This is a genomic window from Pedobacter sp. AK017, from assembly GCF_014200825.1.
Taxonomy (GTDB): Bacteria; Bacteroidota; Bacteroidia; order Sphingobacteriales; family Sphingobacteriaceae; genus Pedobacter; species Pedobacter heparinus.
On record NZ_JACHCW010000006.1, the window covers coordinates 31,511 to 55,676 of the forward strand.

A 24,166-nucleotide genomic window follows, 5' to 3' on the forward strand; every position below is an offset into this window, starting at 1 on the left:
ATTATGTTAAGAAAATTCCTACAACGGGCCATTTACCCTGCAGTCTTATTTTTAATTAGTTTTACTGCTGTGGCAGGTACAGATAATATTGCTCCGCTGGCCGGCATTTCTGCTTCCTCAGTGCTGAATGCCAGCTTCAGCGCAAATCATGTTAAGGATGGCCTTACCGGCATTGAAAATAAAGGTGAATGGGCTTGTGAAGGTGTAACAACAGATTGGGGGTATGTGCGTTTCCCATGGGTCAGGCTGGACTGGGATAAAAATTATACCATTGACAGGATAGTGCTGTACGACCGGCCTTCATTGAGTGAACACATTGCAAGCGGCCGGCTGGAGTTTAGCGATGGCACAGTAGTATGGGTAAATCAGATCCCCAATAACGGAACCGCCAGGTTGGTACAGTTTAGTCCCAGAGCCGTATCCTGGGTAAAATTTGTCGTAACCGATGGCAAGGGCAAAGACCTGGGTTTTTCTGAAATAGAAGTGTTTACGGCCAGAACCGCGCAAAGCGATTATGTAAGCTGGGTTGATCCTTATATAGAAACGAACAGGGGGCGGTATTTTTATTTCATAACCGGATCCAGGCCGTTTGGAATGGTAGGTGCTGCCCCGCATACCCGCAATAAAAACCAGAATGGCGGGGGTTACAATTATAACGAAAACGAGATCCTGGGTTTCGGGCAGATCCATACCTGGATGATCTCAGGTATTGGAGTGATGCCGGCATCAGAAGCAGTTGATCCACGGGGCGGGGAACAGACCTGGAAATCGGAATTCAGCCATGATGACGAGATTGTCCAGCCCGGATATCAGCGGGTATACCTGCGTACACCCAAAACCTGGGTGGAGCTGACCAGTACAGAAAGGGTTTCTTTTTACCGGTTTAAATATACGCAGGATATGCAGGCCCAGGTTTTGGTAAACCTGGGGGGTTATATGGGCAACAGTACTATGGCCAATGCCGAACTGAAAAAGATCAATAACCGGGAGTTTCGGGGTTCTTTCAGTTCTGTAAAAAGGTATTGGGGCGGCCCAAAGGATATCAAAGTTTTTTTTGTGGTACAGTTTGACCGTGATGTGGATGCACTGGATGGCTGGAAGGGGAAAGAGCTGCTGAAGGATGTAGCTGCCTTGCAGGGTGATGAGGCAGGTGTGAGTGCAAAATATAACGTAAAGGCGGGCGATGAAATTAAAATGAAGGTTGCCCTATCCTATACCAATATAGCCAATGCCCGGAAAAATATGGATACAGAATGCCCGGGCTGGGATTTTGATGCAGTGCGGCAGGATTCGAGAAAGGTATGGAACGAATGGCTGGGTAAAATTGAGGTGGAAGGTGGCGCCCAGGATCAGAAAATCAAGTTCTATACAGATTTATGGCATGTTTTGCTGGGCCGCCAAAAGCTTGATGATGTATCCGGTGATTATCCCGACCGCACTACCGGTAAACGGGAAGGCAATTTTACCGATGCCATTTTTAAAGTAAAAACCTTGCCTAAAACTAAAGAAGGCAAGGTAAAATACCATATGTACAATTCGGATGCTTTCTGGCTAAGCCAATGGAACCTGAATGTTTTATGGGGGCTGGGTTGGCCTGAAGTACAGGATGAACTGTCGGCCTCTATGATCCAGTATGCGGATAATGGAGGTTTGCTGCCCCGAGGGCCTTCCGGTGGGGGTTATTCATACATCATGACCAGTAACCCGACGGCCAACCTGGTGGCAGGAACCTATCAGAAAGGATTACTGACAAAAGTGGATGCCAGGCATGCTTTTGATGTTTTAAAACGCAACCAGATGCCAGGCGGAATGCTGGGCAGCAATACTGATGTTGAATTTTACATTAAGAACGGCTGGTGGAAAAACAATGCGGGAATTACCATTGAGGCTGCATTTCAGGACTGGGCAGTTGCGCAGATGGCGAAGAAGCTGGGCCGCAAAACCGATTACAATTATTTCTTAAAACGTTCTGAAAGCTGGAAAAACTGTTTTAACCCTGCACAGAACCTCTTGTTTCCTAAGGATAGCCTTGGGCATTTTACAAGTAATGATCCTTTAAGTGGCGCCGGTTTTATAGAGGCAAATGCCTGGCAGGCTACCTGGGGTGTATCACATGACATTCCCGGCCTGGCAAAACTAATGGGTGGCAATGACAGTTTGTGTAATAAGCTGAATTACGCTTTTGAAAAAGCAGCCCCCCAGGATTTTGTTTTTGCCTATAACGATGGTTATGTAAGTTATGCCAACCAGCCTGGTCTTTCCAATGCGCATGTGTTTAACTATGCGGGTAAGCCGTGGTTAACACAATACTGGGTACGCAGAGTAAGAGAGCAGGCTTATGGAGGTACCAGTCCGGATCTGGGCTATGGCGGACATGATGAGGACCAGGGACAAATGGGGGCACTGAGTGCGCTGATGGCTATAGGTCTGTTCAATCTGCAGGGCAATGCAGCAGTTGCGCCTGTTTATGAAATCACCAGTCCAATTTTTGACAGGATAAGGATCAGCCTCGACCCCAGGTATTATACCGGAAAAGAATTTGATATCATTACCTATAACAATTCCAGAGAAAACAGGTATATTCAGAAAGCAACACTAAATGGTAAAGCGCTGAACCGTTTTTGGTTTAGCCATGCCGATTTTGCAAAGGGAGGTAAGCTTGAAATCTGGCTTGGGCAGGAGCCCAATAAAGAATGGGGGACTAAATGAGATCAGCACAGATAAAACACAGTTAAAAATTCTGATGTTTAAAACAATTTTGGGTAAATGCAGTTCAATAAATTAACTTGGCATTAAATCCATTTTTTGTAAAAATGAAGCATCCCCTTTTTTACCTTCTTTTTTCCTTAATAACCATGGCTGCCTGTGGCCGCAGTGCTGACCAGCGCCAGCTACCCAGGATTTCGAAAAAGGACAGCTTAAAGATTCAGCAATATATTCAAAAGAGTATTTTTTATCAGCAGGGCAAGCCTGATTCGGCGCTGCATTATGCCCGGGAAGGCCTGCAGCTTTCCCAGAAATTGCATTACAGGCTGGGCGAAGCTTTGTTGATCAACCAGCTTTCGGCTATTAATGAAGTGTATGGGAACCTTGAACTTGCCAGCCGTTACCAGAAAGAGGTACTGGTCATCTATAAGCAATTAAAAAACCGATCCGGGCAGGCTGCGGCACATGCACAGCTGGGCATGCTGGAAGCCGGGCGGGGGCGGACGAAATTGGGAATGAAGCAATTGGGGCAGGCTTTAGCCCTTTATAAGACCCTGGCCGATATACCGGGTATGGTAGCTGTTTATACCCGGCTTGGCGAGGTAAATGAACTTGATCACCAATTGAAGCAAGCTATGGCTTTTTACATAAAAGCCAAACAACTCAACAAAGACCAACCAGTTAAAGACGATTATTTTGTGTTGCTGAACAATATGGCCCGCCTGAATGTGAAAAAAGGACTTCCGCGGGAAGCTTTGCGGTATTATAGGGAAGGAATTGAAAAAAGCAGTAGTCCGGCAGCTGTTAAAACACACATCCGGTTTTTGCACAGTGCAGGCCATATGCTGGATACGCTTGACAGTGCCAAAGAAGCCTTAGTTTATCACCGCATGGGTTTGCAAAATGCCCGGGCTCACAACCTGAAGGAGGATGAAGCAAGGTCTTTGCTGGTAATGGCAAGAGCGGTGAAAGATGAAGATGCACAAAAAGGAATTCAGCATTTGAAAACTGCATTGGACCTTGCACAGGAAATTGGCCATAAACAATTGTCGGCAGAAATTTATAAGGGCCTTACCGAACTGTATAACCAGCAGTCTATGCATAAAGAAGCGCTAAATGCTTTAGAGATGCACCACCGGTTAAACGATAGCCTGTCCAATATAAACAAAGCACATAAGCTCCTGGTATTGCAAAACAGTTATGAACTTGCGGCCAGAAGGGCGCATATTGAAAGCCTGGAGTTAAGCAACCAGGAAAAAACCTACCAGCGCAACATCGGTATCGGATTGGCCATTGCAGCATTTGTTATTTTGGCAATTACAGCTTTCTATTTTTATAAGACCCGTATGTTGAACAAAAGGCTTATAGAAAGCAACAGGATCAAAGATCAGTTATTTTCTATTATAGGGCACGACCTGCGTAATCCTGTGGGGGGGATTACCCAGCTGCTTGCGGTAATGGACGAACAGGAACTGAGCCTGGAAGAGCTCCATCAGATGATCTCGGCCATGCGGAAACAGGGCGATGTAGCACTTGAGATCTTGAATGCCTTGCTGAACTGGGGAGAAGCCCAGCTTAAAGGTGTCAATGTGAAAACCAGCCATTTTAGTCCCCTTACCTATATCCAGAAAAATCTGGCCGCATTGAATAAACAGGTTACAGATAAGTCTTTGCGGATAGAAAATACCGTTGCAGCAGAGCTTTGGATCAGTGGTGATGCAGACCACTTTGATTTTATCATCAGGAACCTGCTTTCCAATGCCATCAAATTCAGTTATCCCGGAAAGACAATATGGATCAATGCAGATGTATCTGATCCGGAAAAGGTAATATTTTCAGTAAAAGATGAAGGCAAAGGAATTACTGAAACGCAGCAGGCCCTGTTTTTAAAACAAAACCTGGACATTACCTACGGAACAAGCGGAGAAAAGGGTACAGGGATAGGTTTAATGCTTTGTCTGGAGTTTATAAAAGCCAACCATGGCAAGCTGTGGCTGATCAGCACTCCTGGGAATGGCACTACTTTCTTTTTTTATTTTTAATAAATCTAAATAAGTCTATATTTGCGCGCAGATAAAATCAACGCATGAAATATATTCAGGTTAACCTTGCGCTCTTCCTTCTCGTGTTCATCCTTCCCATAAATATCATGGCCCAAAGTGGTAGGGGTACGGTAAATGGCAGTCTTACAGATTCTTTGAAAAATGCGATTGCTTTTGCCAATATCCAGGTAAAAGGATTAAAGCTCAAAACCACTTCCGACAAATGGGGAAAGTTTACTTTAAATGATGTTCCCGCAGGAAACCGAACTATCCGTGTTTCTATTACAGGTTACAACAACCAGGAACAGCAGCTGCTCGTAAATACAGATCAGGTTTCGACAATTGATTTTACACTTACAGAAGCGAATGCAGATTTACATGAAGTCATTGTTTCTGCAAGCAGAAGGGCAGAGTCCCTGGCTCAAACGCCATCTTCGGTTACTGTGCTTACAGCAAAAGATATCGCAACACAATCCATTATCAGTCCTAACCTTGCCAATATCCTTTCTTATAGTGTACCCGGACTAGGTGCATCAACAAATCAGACGGGCAATTCAGGGCAAACCTTGCGTGGCAGAAATGTACTGGTACTGATTGATGGTATTCCGCAGTCGACCCCATTAAGGGCTGGAGGCAGGGACATCCGGAGCATAGATCCATCTGTTATTGAACGGGTAGAAGTGATTAAAGGCGCTACTGCTATTTACGGCAATGGTGCAGAAGGGGGACTGATCAATTATATCACTAAAAAGGCGAACACAGGAAAATCTTTTGGCGGGTATTCGCAAATTGGCTTAACAGGCAACCTGAAGGGAGACAGTACCATTGGTTATCGTGCAACCCAGCAGTTTTATGGTAAAGTAGAGCAGTTCGATTACGTTGTAAGTGGTATGTTTGAGAAAACAGGGGTGTTCCGTGATGCAGAAGGACTGGTTATTTCGCCGGAATACGGACTTGGAGAAACAAAATCCTATAACGGCTTTGCAAAAATAGGCTACGACATTACGGCCAAACAAAGGCTGGAGCTGATGTATAATTATTTTAGTTCCAGGCAGGATTCCAGGTATGTTACCAAAGCAGGTGTTTATGGAGAATCTCCTGCCATTGGCGTGGCGGGCAACAGGCTTGGCGTAGATGAGGGAACCCGATTTAACCACAATGCAAACCTTCAGTATAGCAATCGCGAAATTTTTGGGCATACCGATCTGACAGCGAACCTGTATTTTCAGGACTTTTATACCATTTATTCTAATTCAACGTCTTTTTATGAAGGCGGGCAATCTGCCATCACCTCTACAAAAAAGGGTGCACGTGTAAACCTGAATACGCCATTTAGGCTTAGGCCATTGGTTCCGATGCAAATCAACTATGGCCTGGACCTGATGAATGATAAAACCGCCCAAAACCTGGTTGATGGGAGAAGCTGGGTGCCAAAAATGAACATGGTAAACTTTGCACCTTATTTTCAGGCATCGGCAAACCTGTTTACCGACCTGACTTTAAAAGCGGGGGCAAGAGCAGAGAACATCAATATTGACGTGGATGATTTTAATACCCTGGCAACTGGGGCCAATGGCGCCGGAAGCATTGCTGTAAAGGGAGGTGCTTTAAACTACAATGCGCTTGTGTTTAATGCAGGTGCGCGGTATTCTAAATTTAAGTTTTTTAACCCTTTCATCAGTTATGCGCAATCGTTCTCTGTATTTGAACTGGGCAGGGTGCTTAGGGCAGCAGAAAGCAATACCCTTGCCCAGCTGGAAACCAAGCCGATTATTGTAAACAATTATGAGGGTGGTTTTAGCAGCACTATTGGCAAGTTTAACTTAAGTGCAGCTTATTATTACAGTACTTCTAAACTGGGTGCAAATTTACTGGAGGTTAATGGAAAGTATATTTCTCAAAGGATTCCCGAAGAGGTTTATGGTTACGAGATCCAGGCCGACTACCAACTGCTGGAATCGTTAACGATAGGAGGTAACTACGCAAAAGTGGAAGGAAAAGGTGATGTTGACAATGATGGAAAGTTTGATGGACCCACAGATGTTTATTTAAATACGACCCGTATTCCCCCGGCAAAAACTACTGCTTATGTGAAGTATTCCGGGCTTAAAAATCTGCTTATTGATGTAAACTGGATGCGCATAGGCAGCAGGGACCGTTTTAAACCCAATGCCAGTGGCAAATACCTGATTGGTGAAGGGCCCGTAAAGGCATTTGACCTCTTTAATATCGCTGCCTCGTATCAGCTTATTCCTTCTTTAAAAGCAAATCTGGGCATAGAAAACCTGTTGAACAAAAGCTATTATCCGAGCATATCCCAATTTTACGGAAGTGGTATCAATTATGTAAGGGGAAATGGCCGGAGGTTTAACCTTTCCATTGGCTACGCTTTTTAGGGATGAATAAAAGGTTCAAAAAAATAATCAGACAAATACACTTGTGGCTGGGCTTAGGCACCGGTCTAATTGTATTTGTGATTAGCATTACCGGTGGCCTGTATGTTTTTGAAGAAGAGATCAGGGAAGCTACACAGACTGATCGACTGTATGTTCCGCTGCAGCAAAAACCCTTTATAGGACTGGATAAAGTGATTGGCAATTTTGAAAAACTGGCACCAAAAGAAAAGATCACCGTTTTAAGAATTACCAACGGACAAGCAAATGCTACGGTAGAAATAGCGGCTAAAAATAAAATCTATTACTTTAATCCTTACACCGGAGAATTGGTGTACAAAGGTGGACGCGATTGGCTGGAGACGGTTAAAGAGATCCATATGACCCTGTTGATGGGTGAAACGGGTAAATTTATTCAACGCTGGTCGGTAGTCATATTTGTATTCATGCTGATCACCGGTCTTGTTTTATGGTTCCCCCGTCAGTTAAGGCTGCTAAAACAGTCGCTCAGCATTAAATGGAAAGGCTCATTTAAACGGATAAATTATGACCTGCATAATGTATTGGGCTTTTATGCTTCCTGGCTGCTGCTCGTAATTTCGCTGACAGGCCTGTTCTTTGCCTTTAAGGAAGTTAAAATGGTGGCCAGTTTTTTTACCGGCTCAAAACTCAGCAGTGGAAAAGTGGAACCCTCCCTTAAGCCTGCTGTAATTGAACCGCTGGCAATAAGGTACAATAGGCTTTATGAAAACATGATGATTAAATATCCTGGTGCTGTTACAACCAGTATTTCGGTAAGAAAAGGAGGTGAACTTCGGCTCAGGATGATCTACCCATACCGATGGGCGCGTAACCAGAATACCTTTTTCTTTGATGAGGCAAGCGGACAGCTGTTGCGTGCAAAGCTATACAAGGAGTATAATGGGGCTGATCTGGTAGAGGCCACAAATTATGACCTTCATACCGGCAGGTTATTCGGCTTGCCCGGTAAAATTATTGCTTGCCTGGCAGCACTGACCTCGGCCAGTTTGCCTGTTACCGGGTTGATCATCTGGCTGAAAAAAAAACGTAAGCTCAGGTTTATCTGATGTCTATCCGTTTGATGGAGCCATTAAAACCAGTCACAGAATCGGGCAGGCTGCCTAATGCTATAGGCATATTGTTTTCAGGCATAAAAGTATTGAAGCTGAAATTTTTAGGCGTTTTAACTGGTATTTCAATGATAGAATAGGCTTTTTTTGCAGGCTCCTGATGACCTAGGATAGGACGGGGGCCATTGCCAATACAGTCGGCATTGAACAATATCACCACATTTTTATGTGCCGGGAAATAGGCATGCTGATGGCCGCTGATATACATATCAATATTGTTGTCTTTAAAGAAATTAAGGCTCTGGTCTGCATTTTCGTTTACTTCACCGGGCTTGTTTTTATCAGCCACAATTGCATAAAGCGGTAAATGACCCAACAAGATGCGAAAGCCTGCGTTTGTAGCTGCTTTGCTTTTCAGCTGCACCTTCATCCATTCCAGTACTTCGGGTTTTATTTTTGCCGATGAGGCATCCCAGCTGACGAAGAATACATTGTTGCTCACGTAGCTAAAATAAAAAGGATAATGCGTATTGTCGGCAAAATCAAGATGGGTAGCTCCAATATGTTTGTCCCAGAATTGTTTGGCGGCTGTACGGTCCTTTACAAATCCCGGGGCGGCATCATGGTTCCCCAGAGTAAAGCCGAAAGGGATTTTTAAATCGCTGATAGGTTTTAAAACAGTTTGATCAAAAACTGTCCACATACTGTCAATGCGGGTTTCCGTAAGTGAAGCTTTCTGGCCGGCTACCATATCCCCACCACACAATATGATATCAGGTTTAATGGTTTTGATGCGGTCAATTACAGTTCTGATATCGGGGCTATAGCTAAGTGCGCCATAACTGGCATTCAGGTCGCTGATTACCATAATTTTTAAGGCTTTCCCTGGTTTGGGTTGACCGCTGTTTTGCTGTACTTTGAAGGCCGTAATTATGGTAATGCTAAAGACCAGAAAAGCTGCTTTAATGAGGTTTGAGGTGGTCATGCCTTAAAGATACAATTCGGATTCCTTAAGCTTTTATATACTTTCTTCATACGTTGGACCGTACATACCTGGTACTTTATTTCCTGTAGCACGCAGGTAAACAATCATTTCACCACGATGGTGGTAAATGTGGTTAAAAAGAAATCCACGCGATACAATGCCCCTTGGCATAGGACCGAGAACCACCTGCTCACCTATTTTCATTGTCCAGTTGTCCTGCAGCTTCTCTTCAGTAAGCGATTTTAGTGCAGCCCTGGCCTTCTCTACATTACTTTCAAAAAGTGCAAGGGTAGCTTTGATATCATTAGGATCGCCGCGCTCAAGATGGTCACCGGCCATGTCGTACACATCTTTAGTGAGTGTACCCACATACCAATAGTAAATAATGGCAATATGCTGAGCAAGCTGGCCCATAGTCCAGGAAATTTCTGATGGTTTATAGCCTAGGTCTTTTTGAGGGACCGCCTGTAATAATTTGCGCGTGCTGGTTACTTCATGCTCAAATTCTTGTGTGAGGTATTGCAGTATCATATCATCATAGATTAGAATAATAAAGATAGTGAATAAATTGTTTAACCTATAAAGATGTAAACCATTTTCATGCTGAATTGTTATTTGATCACATCGATCTGTTGCTTGTTGATCTGCTTTGGTTAATTGAAGGAGGAAATACTGTGGAAACATTTTCTGTTGAGTTTAAAGTGGGTAGTCTGGAGCTGGAGGCCATAGTAACGGCTTTTGACTACCATCGTCGTTTTAAAGTTGAGTTTGTGACGAATGAAGATAACCCGATCATCCTGCTGCGTTCGGAGGCTGGGGAATGGAAGGTGGAACAACCCGGACAGCGAACAATCCCGGAAAAGGGTTTTCAGGAGCTTGGAGAGGCCATAGATAAGCACCTTGATAAAATATACTCCATAAAAAACATATTGGTGCTGGTCGACTTTTCTGCGGCTGCATTGAATGCTGCAAGATATGCTGCTGCAATTACGACAAGGTTTAAAACTTCCAGTATCATTTTATACCACTCCGTTTCAGTCCCGCTGGCTACGGATGTTCCTTTGCAAAATCCGCCGCCTGCCATAGATTTTCAGACTGAAAGTATCAGGGAGCTGAACAAGCTAAAAAAGGAAATAGAACTGATGGTTGCTGATGACATTACGGTAACTGTACGTTGTGACGAGCGCCCGCTGGCAGCAGCGGTGAATATCCTTGCCGAGCAATTACAACTTGGCCTTGTGGTTATGGGTACGACAGGCAAAAGTAACCTTGAAAAAATATTTATAGGTAGCAATGCCGTTCATATAGCCGATGCATGCAGGGTGCCCCTGCTTATTGTACCTAAAGAGGCTGTATTTGCAGATATACAGCGGGTGCTGTTTGCCTGTGACCTTAAAAAGGTAATTGAAACTATACCCACACGGCCTATAAAAACATTGATTCATGCGCTGAATGCAAAGCTGTATATTTTAAATGTTGCGAAAAATACCGCCAGCTTTAATCCTGATACCATAGCCGAACTGGCAGCCCTGCACCGCCTGTGGGACGATGAGGAGCCTGAATATCATTATACTGACCATGAAGATCTGGTAGCCGGAATTATGGAATTTGCCAGTGAGCAGCAAATTCAGCTGTTGGTTACCGTGCCCAGGGCTTATGGTTTTTTTGAGGGATTGTTTCACCGTAGCCTGACCAGTAAATTGGCCTATCATACCAACCTTCCCCTGTTGCTGTTCAGGGAAGATAAATAATCCTCCTGCCTGCAACGTTCTCCCGGCAACGTTCTCGCTGTTTTTATTACTCTTATCCTGAAAATGACAAGGTGATATCAATATTTTTGAAGCTATGAAAACTTTACTTTACAGCTTTCTTATTCTTTCAGGACCTACCCTGTTTGCACAGCATAAGCGCTCAGATCCATTTCCGGAAATCCCTTCGGGAGGAATAGCCCTGGCACAGACATTTGATTCTAAAGTTACCGACCCCAGTCAATATACAGCCCATCTGTCAAAAGTCTGTTACATCTGGGGTGCTTTGAAAGCTGAACAGCCGGCGGGTGTTATCGCAAGTAAGTATTTTCCCTCTATCCGTACCCCAGATAAAAAACTATCCATAGCCTGGTATCAGGAACATCATCCCGACTGGGTCATGTACCAGGAAGACAGGATTACACCTGCATATGGCTACGTTTATAGTTATGGCGGTTTAACGCCACTGGATGTTTCCAATCCGGAAGTTCAGGAGTTTTATTTCAATACGTTTATTTTACCTGCTGTAAAAAGTGGCTATAAAATGGTTGCTATGGACAATGTTGACCTGGGCAACTGGCCAAAAAGTGCAGGCCATTTTAAAGGGAAAGAATGGGTGCAACTGTATACCGGTAAAAAGGATGATCCTGTTTTTCAGCAGAACATGATCAGTTGGATGCAGTATTTAAGTGCTAAACTCCGGCCCCTTGGCGTTCGTGTCTCGGCTAATATCAAGGCCACCACTGCCAGTGCAGAAGTGATATTAAAAGTAATTGACGCTGTTGACATGTGGGTTGATGAAAATGGTTTCTGCCATCGCGGAGAAAACATTACAGGTGCTGCCTGGAAAAAAGCCTTCCTTTTTTTAAGAAAGGTAGCACCTGTAAAGGCTTATGTATCCATTAATCAGGTAAAGGGGCTGGTGCCGCAAGCACCGGCAGCGCAAATAGAATGGGTATTGGCCAACTACCTGTTATCGCGTGGCCCTCAAAGTTTGCTTGCGCTTGCAGGATATGGAAAAACTACTGTTTATCATTATTTTGATTACCGTAAGGAAATGGATGTGGCCATTGGTGAACCCGTTGCCGAGCCTGAAGAAAGCAGCAGCGGTGCCTGGATCCGGCCGTATACCAGGGGACTCTGTCTGGTAAATCCATCTGCAGTTAATGTCGCTGCAGTTCAACTCCCCAAAGGCAAATGGAAAACATTGCAGGGAAATGTAATAGAGAATGAGGTAAATATGGATCCGGCTTCAGGACTTGTTTTAACCAGGTAAAGTTCAGCCCTGAAGCCGGCCAGATCATTATTTCAGGTAGCCGGTCAGGGGCGATTTTATTTCTTTTAGCCCCTGTGCGGCAAGACGCGCCATTTCGGTAGCACCAAATACACACAAATGGCTGTCGTCTTTTTTACCTTCAGGCAGTTTGGTAAATTTTCCCGGTTCAATATACAGGAATAGTTTTTTAGATTCCTCAGGACCATACCCTTCAACAAGGTCCCACGATTTTTGATACATATCTATCAAAGGGACGTTGATTTCTTTGGCAAGGTTGCGTACCGCTGTCACATAATCTCCGTAAGTATCGCGCAGCTTGCCATCTTTACCAAAGCTTCTGCGTACCAGTGAGGTAAACAGAATGGGATATGCCCCCTTAGCCTTTGTTTCATTTACATAATTCAGCAGGTTTTGCCTATAGGTGGTTTGCGGATCTGTATGTCTGGCAGTATCGGGTTTCTGGTCGTTGCCGCCAAACATAATGAATACATAATCACCGGCTTTTACCTGGTCTATAACCGGTTTCCAATGACCTTCGGTCCTGAAGCTTTTAGAGCTCCTACCGCTGCGGGCCGCATTATGGATCAGCACTTGATCATTAAAAAAACCGGGCATCATTTGCATCCAGCCCCTGATGGGATAATTGTCGCCACCAAATTGTGAAAGGTAACTGGGGGCAAAATCGCACATGGTAGAGTCGCCGATAGAATATATGGTTATCTTTTTCCGCTCGTTCTTAAAGCTGACCAGTACAAACAATATTATTAATGAGGCGATTAAGGGTTTTAATGTCGGTTTCATCATGATTTAAATTTAGGGTTTTAATCTTTACGAAGATACTTTTCAGGCCCTTGCCGAAAGCCAATCCAATGTATAAAATCAATGAGAACGCTATCGATAACGTTCTCGGTAACGGTTGCATACTTTTTTAACCTCAAATCGGTTATATCTTCATCAGAATAATGTAATCTTGTTATAAAACGATAGGTCAATCGTGCTAAACCAGCTATAACCAAACATTATGAAAAGATCTATACCACTACTTTTTATTTTGCTGCTCTTTGCAGGCATTTCTTTTTCACAGCAACAGAACCGTACAATCTCGGGTAAAGTTATGAGCCAGGCAGAAGATGAACTGCTGGCTGGCGTATCTGTGGGTATAAAAGGAAAACCTACGGCAGTGAGTACAGACATCAACGGGGCTTTTAAAATAACCCTTCCCTTAAACGGAGAAATAACGCTTGTATTTAAATACATGGGCTACAAGCCCAGAGAAGTAAAAGTTACAGATGAAAAGGAGCTGACGGTAAGGATGCAGCCAGAAGCCTATATGCTGAACGAGGTGGTTAGCATTGGTTACAAAACCTTGCAGCGCAAAGACATTACGGGTGCAGTGGCTTCAGTAAATGCAAGGCAACTGAAAGATATCCCCATTAACTCGGCAGCAGAAGCGCTGGCAGGCCGGTTGGCTGGAGTTCAGGTTACCGCAAATGAAGGTATGCCCGGCTCGGATGTGAGGATCCTTGTTAGGGGTGGAGGTTCCATTACGCAAAGTAACGCGCCTTTATACGTCATAGACGGGGTGCAGGTAGAGGATGGGCTGTCGAACATTGCACCATCAGATATAGAATCTGTTGAGGTTTTAAAAGATGCTTCAGAAACTGCTATTTATGGTGCAAGGGGCGCAAACGGAGTAATTGTGGTGACTACCAAAGGGGGGCGGGAAGCTAAGACCAGGATCAGCTATGACGGTTTTTTCGGACTGGCACAATTGCAGCGTAAACTGGAAGTGATGAGCCCCTATGATTTTGTACTCAGACAATATGAAAGGAGCCGTGGCCTGACCAATAATGAAACTGCCTTTCAGCAGGTTTACGGCGATTTTGAAGATCTGGGCCAGTATAAAAACATTGCAGGAATAGACTGGCAGGAAAAAACCTTTGGCCGCGATGCAGTTTCGCAGACCCATACAATTGCCCTAACCGGTGGGGGAAAGGCCACCACTTTTAATGTGAGCTATACCAACAATGCGCAGCAGGGCATCATGCTGAATTCGAAGTTCAACCGGCAGCTGATCAATTTAAAGCTAGACCACCGTGCCAGTGAAAAGCTGAGGGCAGGCTTCGGCATGCGGTACAACGATCAGAAAATCAATGGCTCTGGTGTTTCCACCAGCGAAACAACAGCTACCTACAGCCTGCTCAGGCATACCATTAAATATAAGCCTTTAAACACCACCGGTTTAAGTGATGACGTACAGGACGAGGATTATTTTAATGATACCAATACCGGCAATGGCCTGGGTGTACTGAACCCTATTCAGTTGAGTGATGCCCAATACCGGAACCGGCCTTCAAACAACCTGAACATCAATGGTTACCTTAATTATATATTAACCAAAGGCCTTTCTTTCAGATCTACCGCAGGAGTTAATTTTACCAATACTACCATCAATTCCTTTGATGATTATTTTACTTCCAATGCCCGTCAGAACGGTGGCGGTCTGCCCATTGTTAACATTAACAATACCAAACGTTTCAGCCTCAACAACTCTAATGTATTCACCTATACTTTAAAAAAGAAGGCCCATAACTTTAGTGCATTACTCGGACAGGAAATCTATAATTTAAGGGACGAGGTGAAGCTGGACCAGCTGAAACAGTTTTCTATGGGTATTACACCCGAAAAGGCTTTGGGCCAGCTTAGTCTGGGCGTCAGCTCGCCACTGTTCCCGGCCAATGTCATCACCGAAAGCCACCTGCTTTCGTTCTTTGGTGGCCTGAATTATGTCTACAATGATAAATACCTGGCAAAGCTGACCTTCCGTACCGATGGTTCTTCAAAATTTGCAACAGATAAACGCTGGGGCTATTTCCCTTCCGGGTCAATAGGATGGCGCATCTCAAAAGAAGATTTTATGAAGGATGTGCACTTTATTTCTGATCTGAAACTCCGCGCCAGCTATGGGGCTTCGGGTAATAACAGGATTGACGATTACCTTTACCTGACCACTTTTACCACCAATGCCAAATATGCTTTAAATGAGATCGTAAACGCTGGTTTTACCTCTTCTTCATTGGCCAACAAAAACCTGAAATGGGAAACTACAGTAACACAGAATATAGGTTTGGACATCGCCCTTTGGGATAACCGCCTGCAACTGAATATTGATGCCTATAAAAACAAGGTGAAAGACCTTTTACTGAATGTGCGGATACCATCTATTTCCGGTTACACCACACAACTCCAGAATGTAGGGCAAACCTCTAATAAAGGACTGGAATTTCAGTTAAATGCCATTCCGGTACAGAACAAGAATTTCTCCTGGACAACCAATTTCAACCTTGCCTTTAACCGGAATAATATTGACAGGCTGTCTACCGCCTCCAGTTATCTTCCTGCTCCAGCCGTATCTTTTGTTTCCGGTCAGCCTTCCGACTATATCGTTAAAGTAGGTAAGCCCGTAGGTTCTATGTACGGTTTTGTATCGGATGGTTTTTATAAAGTAGATGATTTTAACTATGATCCAGCTACGCAAATTTATACGCTTAAAGCAGGGGTAGCCGATGTATCTGGTGTAATTGGTACAGCACAACCGGGCTGGATGAAGCTGAAAGACCGTGATGGCGATAACATCATTACGGAAAATGACAAGGAGATCATCGGCAATGCCACACCTAAATTTACAGGGGGCTTTAATCAGCAGTTTACTTACAAAAATTTTGACATGAGCATGTTTGTGAACTTTGTTGTTGGCAATGATATTTACAATGCCAACAAAGTGGAGTTTACCAACAGCTATACACCCAATACCAATATGCTGGCCATTATGAACAACCGCTGGAAAACGATTGATGCCAATGGTGTGGTAGTACAAAAGGTGACTGTAACAGGTGGGGTGGCCCAGGTAACCGGCATAGCACCGGATCAGCTGGCGGCACTGAACAAGGATGCGAACATTTGGATGCCCATCAGTGGTACAGGTGCTTTTTATCCTACCTCATGGGCAGTTGAAGATGGTTCTTTTCTACGACTCAATAACATTACCCTGGGGTATACTTTTCCGGTTAAACTGCTGAGCAGGGCAAAAATAAACAAGCTTCGGGTATATGTTACGGCAAATAATGTGGCCGTTATAACCGGCTATTCCGGTTTTGACCCCGAAGTGAATGTCCGCAGTTCCAATCCGGTAACGCCGGGGGTAGATTATTCCGCTTATCCGCGCAGCCGCACTTATCTGTTTGGCATTAACCTTTCCCTTTAACCTCAACCACACAAAAGATGAAAAAGAAATCATTTTTATCCGCAATAACCTTTCTTTTTTTTACCAGCATACTTGGCCTGGTTTCCTGTAAAAAGTATCTTGACCTGTCGCCACCATCCGCATTTGATGAAAAGTTTGTGTTCAGCAATGTGGCCAATACTACCAGTGCCCTGATGGGTGTTTATGAACAGCTGACCGGCGACAATGGCTATGGAAGCAGGTTGAGCATGATGTACCCCTACGATACGGACGAATTTATAGGTGTTACCAATGCTTCTGCACCTGATAACAATTCGCGCGACCTTTCGCGGTATAACCTGCAACCTACAAACGGACAGCTTACCCTGCCTTTTCAACAATTGTATACCGGAGTGGAGCGGGCCAATATCTGCATCAAGAACATTCCGGCAATGGCCATGTACAGCAGCGGCTCGGAAACTGAGAAACAGCAGCTCCGCAGGTTATACGGCGAGGCGCTTACCCTGCGTGCGCAGTTTTATCTGGAACTGCTCAGGAACTGGGGGGATCTTCCAGCCATATTTGAACCGGCAATTGACCAGGCAGATCTTTACCTGCCAAAAACAGATCGCGATGTGATTTACGACCGTTTGCTGGATGATCTTAAACTGGCCGCCGAGCTGGTGCCCTGGCGTAATGATCCGGGTGTGGTAGCGGATGAACGCATTACCAAAGGAGCTGTAAAAGGCTTAAGGGCACGTATTGCCCTTTTCAGAGGTGGATATGCGTTAAGAAGGGAACCACAGCAGATGGAACGGAAAGCAGATTACCTGAAATATTACCAGATTGCGCGCGATGAATGTAATGAGGTGATGCAGCGCCGGGATAAACATACACTCAATCCGAATTTCCAGGATATATTCAAAAATAATATTGATGCTTTTAAAATAGAGCCCAACGGTGAAGTAATGTTTGAAGTGGCCTTGGGTAAGGACATTAGCGGACGTATTGGTTATTATGACGGCCCGCGCTTTTATGTTTCTTCTACCACTGCTCAACAGGGTAACAGCTCTGTTAGGGCTGTGCCCGTATATTTTTATGCATTTAATGAATTGGATACCCGAAGGGATGTTACGCTGGCGCCTTATTACAACAATGCCGACAAGACCAAAGCGGTGCAAACCATGGTAAACATGACCTGCGGTAAGTTCAGGGCCGACTGGTGGAATCCGGCGCCAACTTCTGCCAGTCAGCAAACCGGCATCAACTGGCCTATTCTTCGGTTCTCGGATGTACTGCTGATGTTTGCTGAAGCTGAAAATGAACTAAACAATGGTCCAAGTCCGGCTGCAAAAACAGCGTATGAAGAGGTGAGAAAACGTGCTTTTAAAGGCAATGAAAGTGCTATAGGCATTACCCCGGGTGGTAAAGCCGATTTTTTTAATGCCATTGTAAACGAACGGTATTTTGAGTTCGGCGGAGAAGGAGTTAGGAAATATGACCTGATCCGCTGGAACCTCCTGGCTGCCAGGATCAGTGAGACAAGGGCAAATTATACCAAGATGCTGAACAAACAGGCCCCTTACAATAATCTGCCACAGAATATGTATTATAAAACAGCCTCTCCGGATGTGATTTTCAGCAATTCATTGTATGCTCCAACTCCGGCAACTTTACCTACCGGATATACCAGGGTAGCCTGGGTAAGTTCCATTACAACTACCTGGATTACCAATTTTGCCCAGTATTTTAAGCCCGATCACAGCGAACTGATGCCTTTGCCACAATCTGTGGTAGAATCGAATCCAAAGCTAAAGCAGGATTATGGCTACTAAGGTATGGTGCTTTTTTCTCTGCTGGTTTACACTGGGTAATTTGCATGCACAAAGTCCGGCTACGGTAAGCTGGGCCTTAACAGCTAATCAAAGTGCATCCGTAACGGGCAACATTACAGCAGCTGTTCAGCAGCTTGCGGGCTTAACCATCCAGGACTACATCAGCGGGGGACAGCGGACTTTGCCTCCTGGGGGTACCTGGCCTGCCCAGACTGTGCCAGATACTACACGGTTTATGCAATTTGCATTGAGCCCCCTTAGCGGAAATGATTTAAATGTTAGTTCGGTAGCCTTGATGATCAGTTTTTATGGTTCCAGTGCCGGACGTGTAAACATGGCCTGGTCTACCGATAGTGTTCATTTTACAAACCTGACCTCAAACTTTTCACTGGTATCAGGTACAACACCTACATCCTATATTTTTGGCGGACTGAACATTACTGTGCCAAGCGGCAAAAAGTTGTATTTCAGGATTTCTCCCTGGACAGCCAGTGTCATAAATAATAAATACCTGCTCATCAGGAATGTGTCCATCAGCGGAACTACCAATGTTTCCCCATTTGCCAGCTGGAGCTTAACTGCAAACCAGACAGCCAGTGTTACCGGTCAGGTTACTGCACCGGTACAGGTGCTTTCCGGACTTAAGGTAAACAATTACATTTCCGGCAGCGGAGGTCAGCGCATTTTACCGCTGGATGGGAACTGGCCTGCCAATACCGGTGCAGATAGCAACAGGTATGTGCAGTATGCTGTAAACCCGGCCGCGGGCTATAATTTTGTGGTAAGCCAGGTTAAGGTGCCCCTTAGTTTTAATTCCTCTGCTTATGCACATGCGCGGATCTGCTGGTCAACAGATGGGACCACCTTTACCAATTTAAACCCCGATGTAACACTGACATCTGGTTCAGTACCTGCTGTAATTACCTTTGCAAACCTGAACATTCCGGTTACAGATAACCGTACTTTTTACCTCCGGGTATATCCATGGACAACCAGCGGATTCAGTGATGGCAGATACCTGGTCTCAAAAGATGTTGTCGTCAGTGGCAGTAGCGAGGTTAGTCCGCAGCTGGCTTTTCCAGGAGCGGAAGGTGGAGGACGTTATACCAAAGGCGGTCGCGGAGGGGATATTTATTATGTGACCAATTTGAACGACAACCTGGCCGGAAGCCTGCGCGATGCGGTATCGCAACCCAACCGTACGGTACTGTTTAAAGTATCTGGCACGATCAATCTGCAAAGTGCCATAACCATTACTAAAGATAACATCACTATTGCTGGTCAGACTGCTCCGGGAGACGGTATTTGCCTGAAGAATTATGGACTGGGCATACGTGCAAACCAGGTTATCGTAAGGTATATCCGTTCCCGTCCGGGAGATGTGATCACAGTGCCGGGTGATTCTTCTAAAGTGGTGGATGCGATGTACAACAATTTTGGCAGTCCCATCAGTCAGCCTTACAACAACATCATGATTGATCAATGCTCTATGAGCTGGTCTACCGATGAAGTAGGCTCTTTTTATGCGGTTTCGAAGTTTACCCTGCAATGGAGTATGCTGAGTGAAAGCCTGTACCAGTCGCTCCATACCAAAGGTACCCCACACGGATATGGTGGAATATGGGGTGGCCAGAACGCCTCGTTCCATCATAATTTACTGGCAAGTAACTCTAACAGGAACCCGCGTTTTTCCGGGGGCACTACCAGTTTACAGCCGGAACTTGAATATGCAGATTTTAGAAATAATGTGATCTTTAACTGGGTAGGATCGCCTTATGGCGGTGCCGGGGGGCATTATAACATGGTGAACAATTACCATAAGGCCGGGCCGGCAACTACAGGTGGGGCTGGCAGTTCGGCCACGAACCGTAAAAACCGCATCCTTTTATTCCCCAGCTTCAGCACTACCCTGGCGGGGGACACTGTGTTTGGTGCTAAATTTTATATTGACGGCAATTACGTACATGGCTTTCCGGATGTTACAGCTGATAATTGGACAAAAGGTGTGCAGTTAGATAGTTATTATGATGCTGCAGCAATGAAGGCTGCAGGAAAGGTATCGACCGCTTTTCCTTACAGCCCTGTAGTAACGCAAACCGCTGAAGCAGCTTTTGATGCGGTCATGAACAGTGCCGGAGCCATTTTGCCCCGCCGCGATACGGTTGACAGACGGATCATTAAAGAAACCAGAACGGGCACCGCAACCTATGAGGACAGCAGCTATGTAGCTGCAGGTATGGGACACCCTTCGGGTATCATAGACAGCCAGAACACTGTTGGAGGCTGGCCTGTACTGAGCAGTACCACTTATGCTAGAGATACTGATAATGACGGCCTGCCGGATTGGTGGGAAAAAATGACACAGGGTTCTGCTACAGATTCGACCGGGCTGGATAGGAATACCTATGCTGCAGATGGTTATAACCTGCTTGAAAAATACCTAAATGGTATACCCTCACCCGATCAGCAGGTTACGTTTATGGCAATCAATGCCCAAAAAGGCGGACTGGATACCGTTAAGGTCGATTTTAATATTGACTGGGCAAAGGACCAGTTTAAGCTCGGATTATACAGGTCTACAGACAGCCTGTCATTTACAAAAATTACAGAAATTACGGCTTCAATAAATCAAACTGCTTATCTGTTGAAAGATAATGCCACACCCGGGCAAACTGTTCATTATAAAATTGGGAGTAAACGCATCGATGGTACGGGAAGCACCGTTTACAGCAATACGGTAAGCATTCACCATACCCCTTTAATGCTGAAACGTAGTTCAACACTGCCTAAAATGCCGGATACCAGTGTTGTAAAAGAACTGAAAAAATTAAAGCTGTATCCAAATCCGGTGACAGGCATATTAAAGGTTAACCATTCAAAAGCCAACCCATCGGCAATGATGACTGTTTATACCATAACCGGCCGAAAAGTAATTGTCAAATCCATTCAAAATGGCATAATGCAAACTGAAATAGATGCTACTGATTTGCCGCAGGGCTCTTATATCATTGAGTTCAATAATATCAGCGAAAGGCAAAGCGGGCTTTTCATAAAAATATAACCTTAAACTTTATTGAGGGTCTTAACGTTATATATAAAAATAAACTGTTATGAGAACGCCCGCCAAAATTGTCTGTTTGTTTGTATTCCTGTTCATCGCGACTGTATTCTGTACTGCTTTTCAAAAGGGAAGGCCAGCAGCAAAATCTGCCTTTCCTTATAAACAGGCAGGGTTAAACATACGGCAGGCTGCGGCACATCTTTTAAGCCGATTTACCTATGGGGCTACACCCGGTCAAATTGATGAGGTAGTAACCATGGGACTTGAAAACTGGTTTAACAAACAACTGGAAGGAAATTTGCCGGATGAGGGGCTGCAGGGCAGGTTAAGAAGTTATGATGCCATTCAACTTAGCAATACAGAGGTGCTGAGCAAATATCCGCCGGGCTTTGTAGTATTACAAATGGCACTGAAAGACAGTGTGATCAGTAAAGATTCTGTGGGAAAGGCCGTAGACAAAAAAGCTTACAACGAGCAGATACAGGCTTATATGGCCAGTAAAGGGCTTAAGTCCGATCAGGAGCTGTATAAGCAGTTTATATCACAGCACATATTAAGGGCTGCCTATGCCAATAACCAGTTGCAGGAAGTGATGTCGGATTTTTGGTTTAACCATTTTAATGTCTCATTTACCAAAGGGGAGTGTGCGCAGTTTATACCTGCTTATGAAAGGGACGTCATCAGACCAAATGCGCTGGGAAAATTTGATCAGTTGCTGATCGCTTCTGCCAAATCTCCGGCTATGCTGTATTTTCTCGACAATTTTACCAGTCAGGGTGCAGCAGTTCCTGCCAGTCAGCCTGCTATGGGTATGATGATGGCATCCGAAAGCCCGCAAAAGACAAAACCGGTAAATATGGCAGCTGTGCCGCCTAAAAACGTGCCTGGGCTGAATGAAAACTATGCCCGGGAAGTAATGGAACTGCATACTCTTGGTGTTGATGGAGGTTATACCCAGTCGGATGTTACACAGGCCGCCCGCGTTCTGACAGGCTGGACCATTTATCCGATCAGCAGTTCAGGTTATGGCAGTGCGATGAAAGGCCTGGTCGCTAAAATCGGGGAAAATAACCTGGCTGCGAAAGGCTTTGTACATGAGGGTGACTTTTTGTTTACACCTAACCGGCATGATAAGGGAGAGAAGGTGGTATTGGGAAAACGTTTTGAGGCAAATGGTGGCTATGAAGAGGGGGTAGCACTTTTAGAGATGCTGGCCCATCATCCGGCCGCTGCTAATTTTATTTCCAGGAAACTGGCTGTACGTTTTGTAAGTGACAATCCTCCGGCCAGCATGATCAGGAAAATGGCCAAGACATTTACCTCGGCAGATGGGGACATCAGGCAGGTGTTGCGTACCATGGTAAACTCGCCTGAATTCTGGGATGCCAAAGCATTGAGGCAGAAAACCAAATCGCCTTTTGAACTAGCTATAAGTAGTGTACGGGCCGTAAATGCCGACATTCAGCAGCCTTATCAGTTGTTTACCTGGATTTCAAGAATGGGGCAGCGGATTTATTATTATCAGGCCCCTACCGGTTTCCCCGACAAGGGGCAATACTGGATCAATACGGGTTCCTTACTGAGCCGGATGAACTTTGGCCTGGCACTCAGCTCAGGACGCATTCCGGGGGTGGTGGTAAACCTTGCTGCGCTGAACCCGCAAAAGGGTACTGAAACTGCAGGAAAGGCATTGGTCAGTTATAGTAAAGTAATGATACCTGAGCGAAACCTGGATATGGCTTATCAACAGCTGATCCCCTTGTTGCAGGTGCCCGTGCCAGCGGCTAAGATGAATAATGAAGCTGGTAAAACAACCGCTGTCTCCCAGCCTGTGTCTAATAAGTTTTCCGGCATGGATGCCGTATCAGGAGCAGAAGAGCTAAATGAGAAGAAGAAAGAAGTTGTTCCGGTAGTGAATAACAACATGTTGGCCCAGGTGGTGGGTATTATCATTGGTTCTCCGGAATTTCAAAGGAGATGAGCTATAATAAAGAATGATAAAAGGCGCTTAATGAAAGCGCCTTTTTTATTTAAGCTTCACTTAACAGTTCGGCAGATGCCTTGTCGAAGAAAAATCTGCAATCAGGGTGCAGCTGTAAGATGCTTGAAGGGTATTGATTGCTGACAGGCTGTTCCAGGCTATCTTTTACCGCCTGTGCTTTTCTGCTGTCGGGTACAGAGCATATAATGTGTTTTGATTTTAAGATCTGTTGGACAGACATGCTAATGGCCTGTGTAGGTACTTCCTCAATGGTTTTAAACCAGCCTTCACCAAACTGTTGTTTGCGGCACTGCTCATCTAAATTAACGACCAGGTAAGGTCTTTTGGTCTCAAAATCGGCCGGTGGATCATTAAAGGCCAGGTGGCCGTTTTCGCCGATACCTACCAGGGCAACGTCTATTGGGTTTTGGGTAATGATCTCACCCAGTCGCTGGCATTCTGCTTCCGGATCGGTTTCTCCGTTAACCAGGTATGCTGCTTTTAAAGGGGATACTTTTTCGAGAAAACGTTCTTTCAGGTATTTTCTGAAGCTGGCTGGTGCCGATTCTGATAATCCTATGTATTCATCCAGGTGAAACATAGTCACTTTGCTCCAGTCGATCTCTTCGCTGATCAGTTGATTTAAAGTTTCAAACTGGCTTGCCCCTGTGGCAAGAATGATGTTTGCTTTACCATTTTTTGCAATGGTTTCCCTGATCAGCGCTGCGGCAGCTTTTCCTGCAGCTTTTCCCAGCTCAACAGGGTTGTTTGTTACACTTGTTTCCATTTTTATTGTCATCCGTATTTTTTCAGTGGTTGTATGCTT

The 24,166-nt window shown here is 44.9% G+C and carries 14 protein-coding genes; 10 read left to right on the top strand and 4 right to left on the bottom strand.

What is annotated here, in order from left to right:
• The first annotated feature begins 3 nt into the window (after positions 1–3).
• From HDC92_RS09890 to HDC92_RS09905, 4 genes are all read left to right on the top strand, one after another.
• Positions 4–2,709, top strand: coding sequence for a GH92 family glycosyl hydrolase (locus tag HDC92_RS09890; protein WP_183874171.1), 2,706 nt, complete (start codon positions 4–6; stop codon positions 2,707–2,709).
• 104 nt (positions 2,710–2,813) lie between these two features.
• Complete coding sequence (locus HDC92_RS09895) at positions 2,814–4,748, top strand: ATP-binding protein (protein WP_255484501.1); 1,935 nt, start codon at positions 2,814–2,816, stop codon at positions 4,746–4,748.
• Between the two features lie 44 nt (positions 4,749–4,792).
• Positions 4,793–7,144 carry a TonB-dependent receptor gene (locus HDC92_RS09900; RefSeq protein ID WP_183874173.1) on the top strand — a complete coding sequence of 784 codons (2,352 nt, stop codon included), beginning with the start codon at positions 4,793–4,795 and terminating at the stop codon, positions 7,142–7,144.
• Positions 7,145–7,146: 2 nt separating this feature from the next.
• Positions 7,147–8,229, top strand: coding sequence for a PepSY-associated TM helix domain-containing protein (locus HDC92_RS09905; RefSeq protein ID WP_183874175.1), 1,083 nt, complete (start codon positions 7,147–7,149; stop codon positions 8,227–8,229).
• Here HDC92_RS09905 and HDC92_RS09910 read toward each other — a convergent pair.
• Together HDC92_RS09910 and HDC92_RS09915 are read right to left on the bottom strand one after the other, a co-directional pair.
• Positions 8,222–9,217 (bottom strand): metallophosphoesterase family protein, encoded by a 996-nt coding sequence (locus tag HDC92_RS09910; protein WP_183874177.1) that lies wholly within the window; start codon positions 9,215–9,217, stop codon positions 8,222–8,224. The genes HDC92_RS09905 and HDC92_RS09910 overlap by 8 nt on opposite strands.
• Positions 9,218–9,250: 33 nt before the next feature.
• Positions 9,251–9,748, bottom strand: coding sequence for a DinB family protein (locus HDC92_RS09915; protein WP_012780934.1), 498 nt, complete (start codon positions 9,746–9,748; stop codon positions 9,251–9,253).
• 77 nt (positions 9,749–9,825) lie between these two features.
• Between HDC92_RS09915 and HDC92_RS09920 the strand changes: the two genes are divergently transcribed.
• Positions 9,826–10,968 carry a universal stress protein gene (locus tag HDC92_RS09920; protein ID WP_183874180.1) on the top strand — a complete coding sequence of 381 codons (1,143 nt, stop codon included), beginning with the start codon at positions 9,826–9,828 and terminating at the stop codon, positions 10,966–10,968.
• 94 nt (positions 10,969–11,062) lie between these two features.
• A complete protein-coding gene (locus tag HDC92_RS09925; protein WP_183874182.1) occupies positions 11,063–12,241 on the top strand; it encodes a putative glycoside hydrolase in 1,179 nt (392 codons plus the stop codon).
• 27 nt (positions 12,242–12,268) lie between these two features.
• Here the strand turns inward: HDC92_RS09925 and HDC92_RS09930 are convergent, their stop codons facing one another.
• Complete coding sequence (locus tag HDC92_RS09930) at positions 12,269–13,045, bottom strand: rhamnogalacturonan acetylesterase (protein ID WP_183874184.1); 777 nt, start codon at positions 13,043–13,045, stop codon at positions 12,269–12,271.
• 217 nt (positions 13,046–13,262) lie between these two features.
• On the opposite strand from HDC92_RS09930, the gene HDC92_RS09935 reads away from it, so the two are divergent.
• From HDC92_RS09935 to HDC92_RS09950, 4 genes are read left to right on the top strand one after another with little or no spacing between them, the layout of a single operon-like run.
• Positions 13,263–16,505, top strand: coding sequence for a SusC/RagA family TonB-linked outer membrane protein (locus HDC92_RS09935; protein ID WP_183874186.1), 3,243 nt, complete (start codon positions 13,263–13,265; stop codon positions 16,503–16,505).
• Positions 16,506–16,522: 17 nt separating this feature from the next.
• Positions 16,523–18,298: a RagB/SusD family nutrient uptake outer membrane protein gene (locus HDC92_RS09940; RefSeq protein WP_012780939.1), complete on the top strand. Its 1,776-nt coding sequence runs from the start codon at positions 16,523–16,525 to the stop codon at positions 18,296–18,298.
• On the top strand, positions 18,288–21,359 hold the full coding sequence (locus HDC92_RS09945; protein ID WP_183874188.1) for a T9SS type A sorting domain-containing protein: 3,072 nt from the start codon (positions 18,288–18,290) through the stop codon (positions 21,357–21,359). The genes HDC92_RS09940 and HDC92_RS09945 overlap by 11 nt, the downstream gene beginning before the upstream one ends.
• Before the next feature lie 49 nt (positions 21,360–21,408).
• Entirely contained in the window at positions 21,409–23,340 is a 1,932-nt protein-coding gene (locus HDC92_RS09950; RefSeq protein WP_183874190.1) for a DUF1800 domain-containing protein, read from the top strand.
• 49 nt (positions 23,341–23,389) lie between these two features.
• On the opposite strand, the gene HDC92_RS09955 is transcribed toward HDC92_RS09950, so the two are convergent.
• Positions 23,390–24,127 carry a glucosamine-6-phosphate deaminase gene (locus tag HDC92_RS09955; protein WP_183874192.1) on the bottom strand — a complete coding sequence of 246 codons (738 nt, stop codon included), beginning with the start codon at positions 24,125–24,127 and terminating at the stop codon, positions 23,390–23,392.
• Between the last annotated feature and the right edge of the window lie 39 nt (positions 24,128–24,166).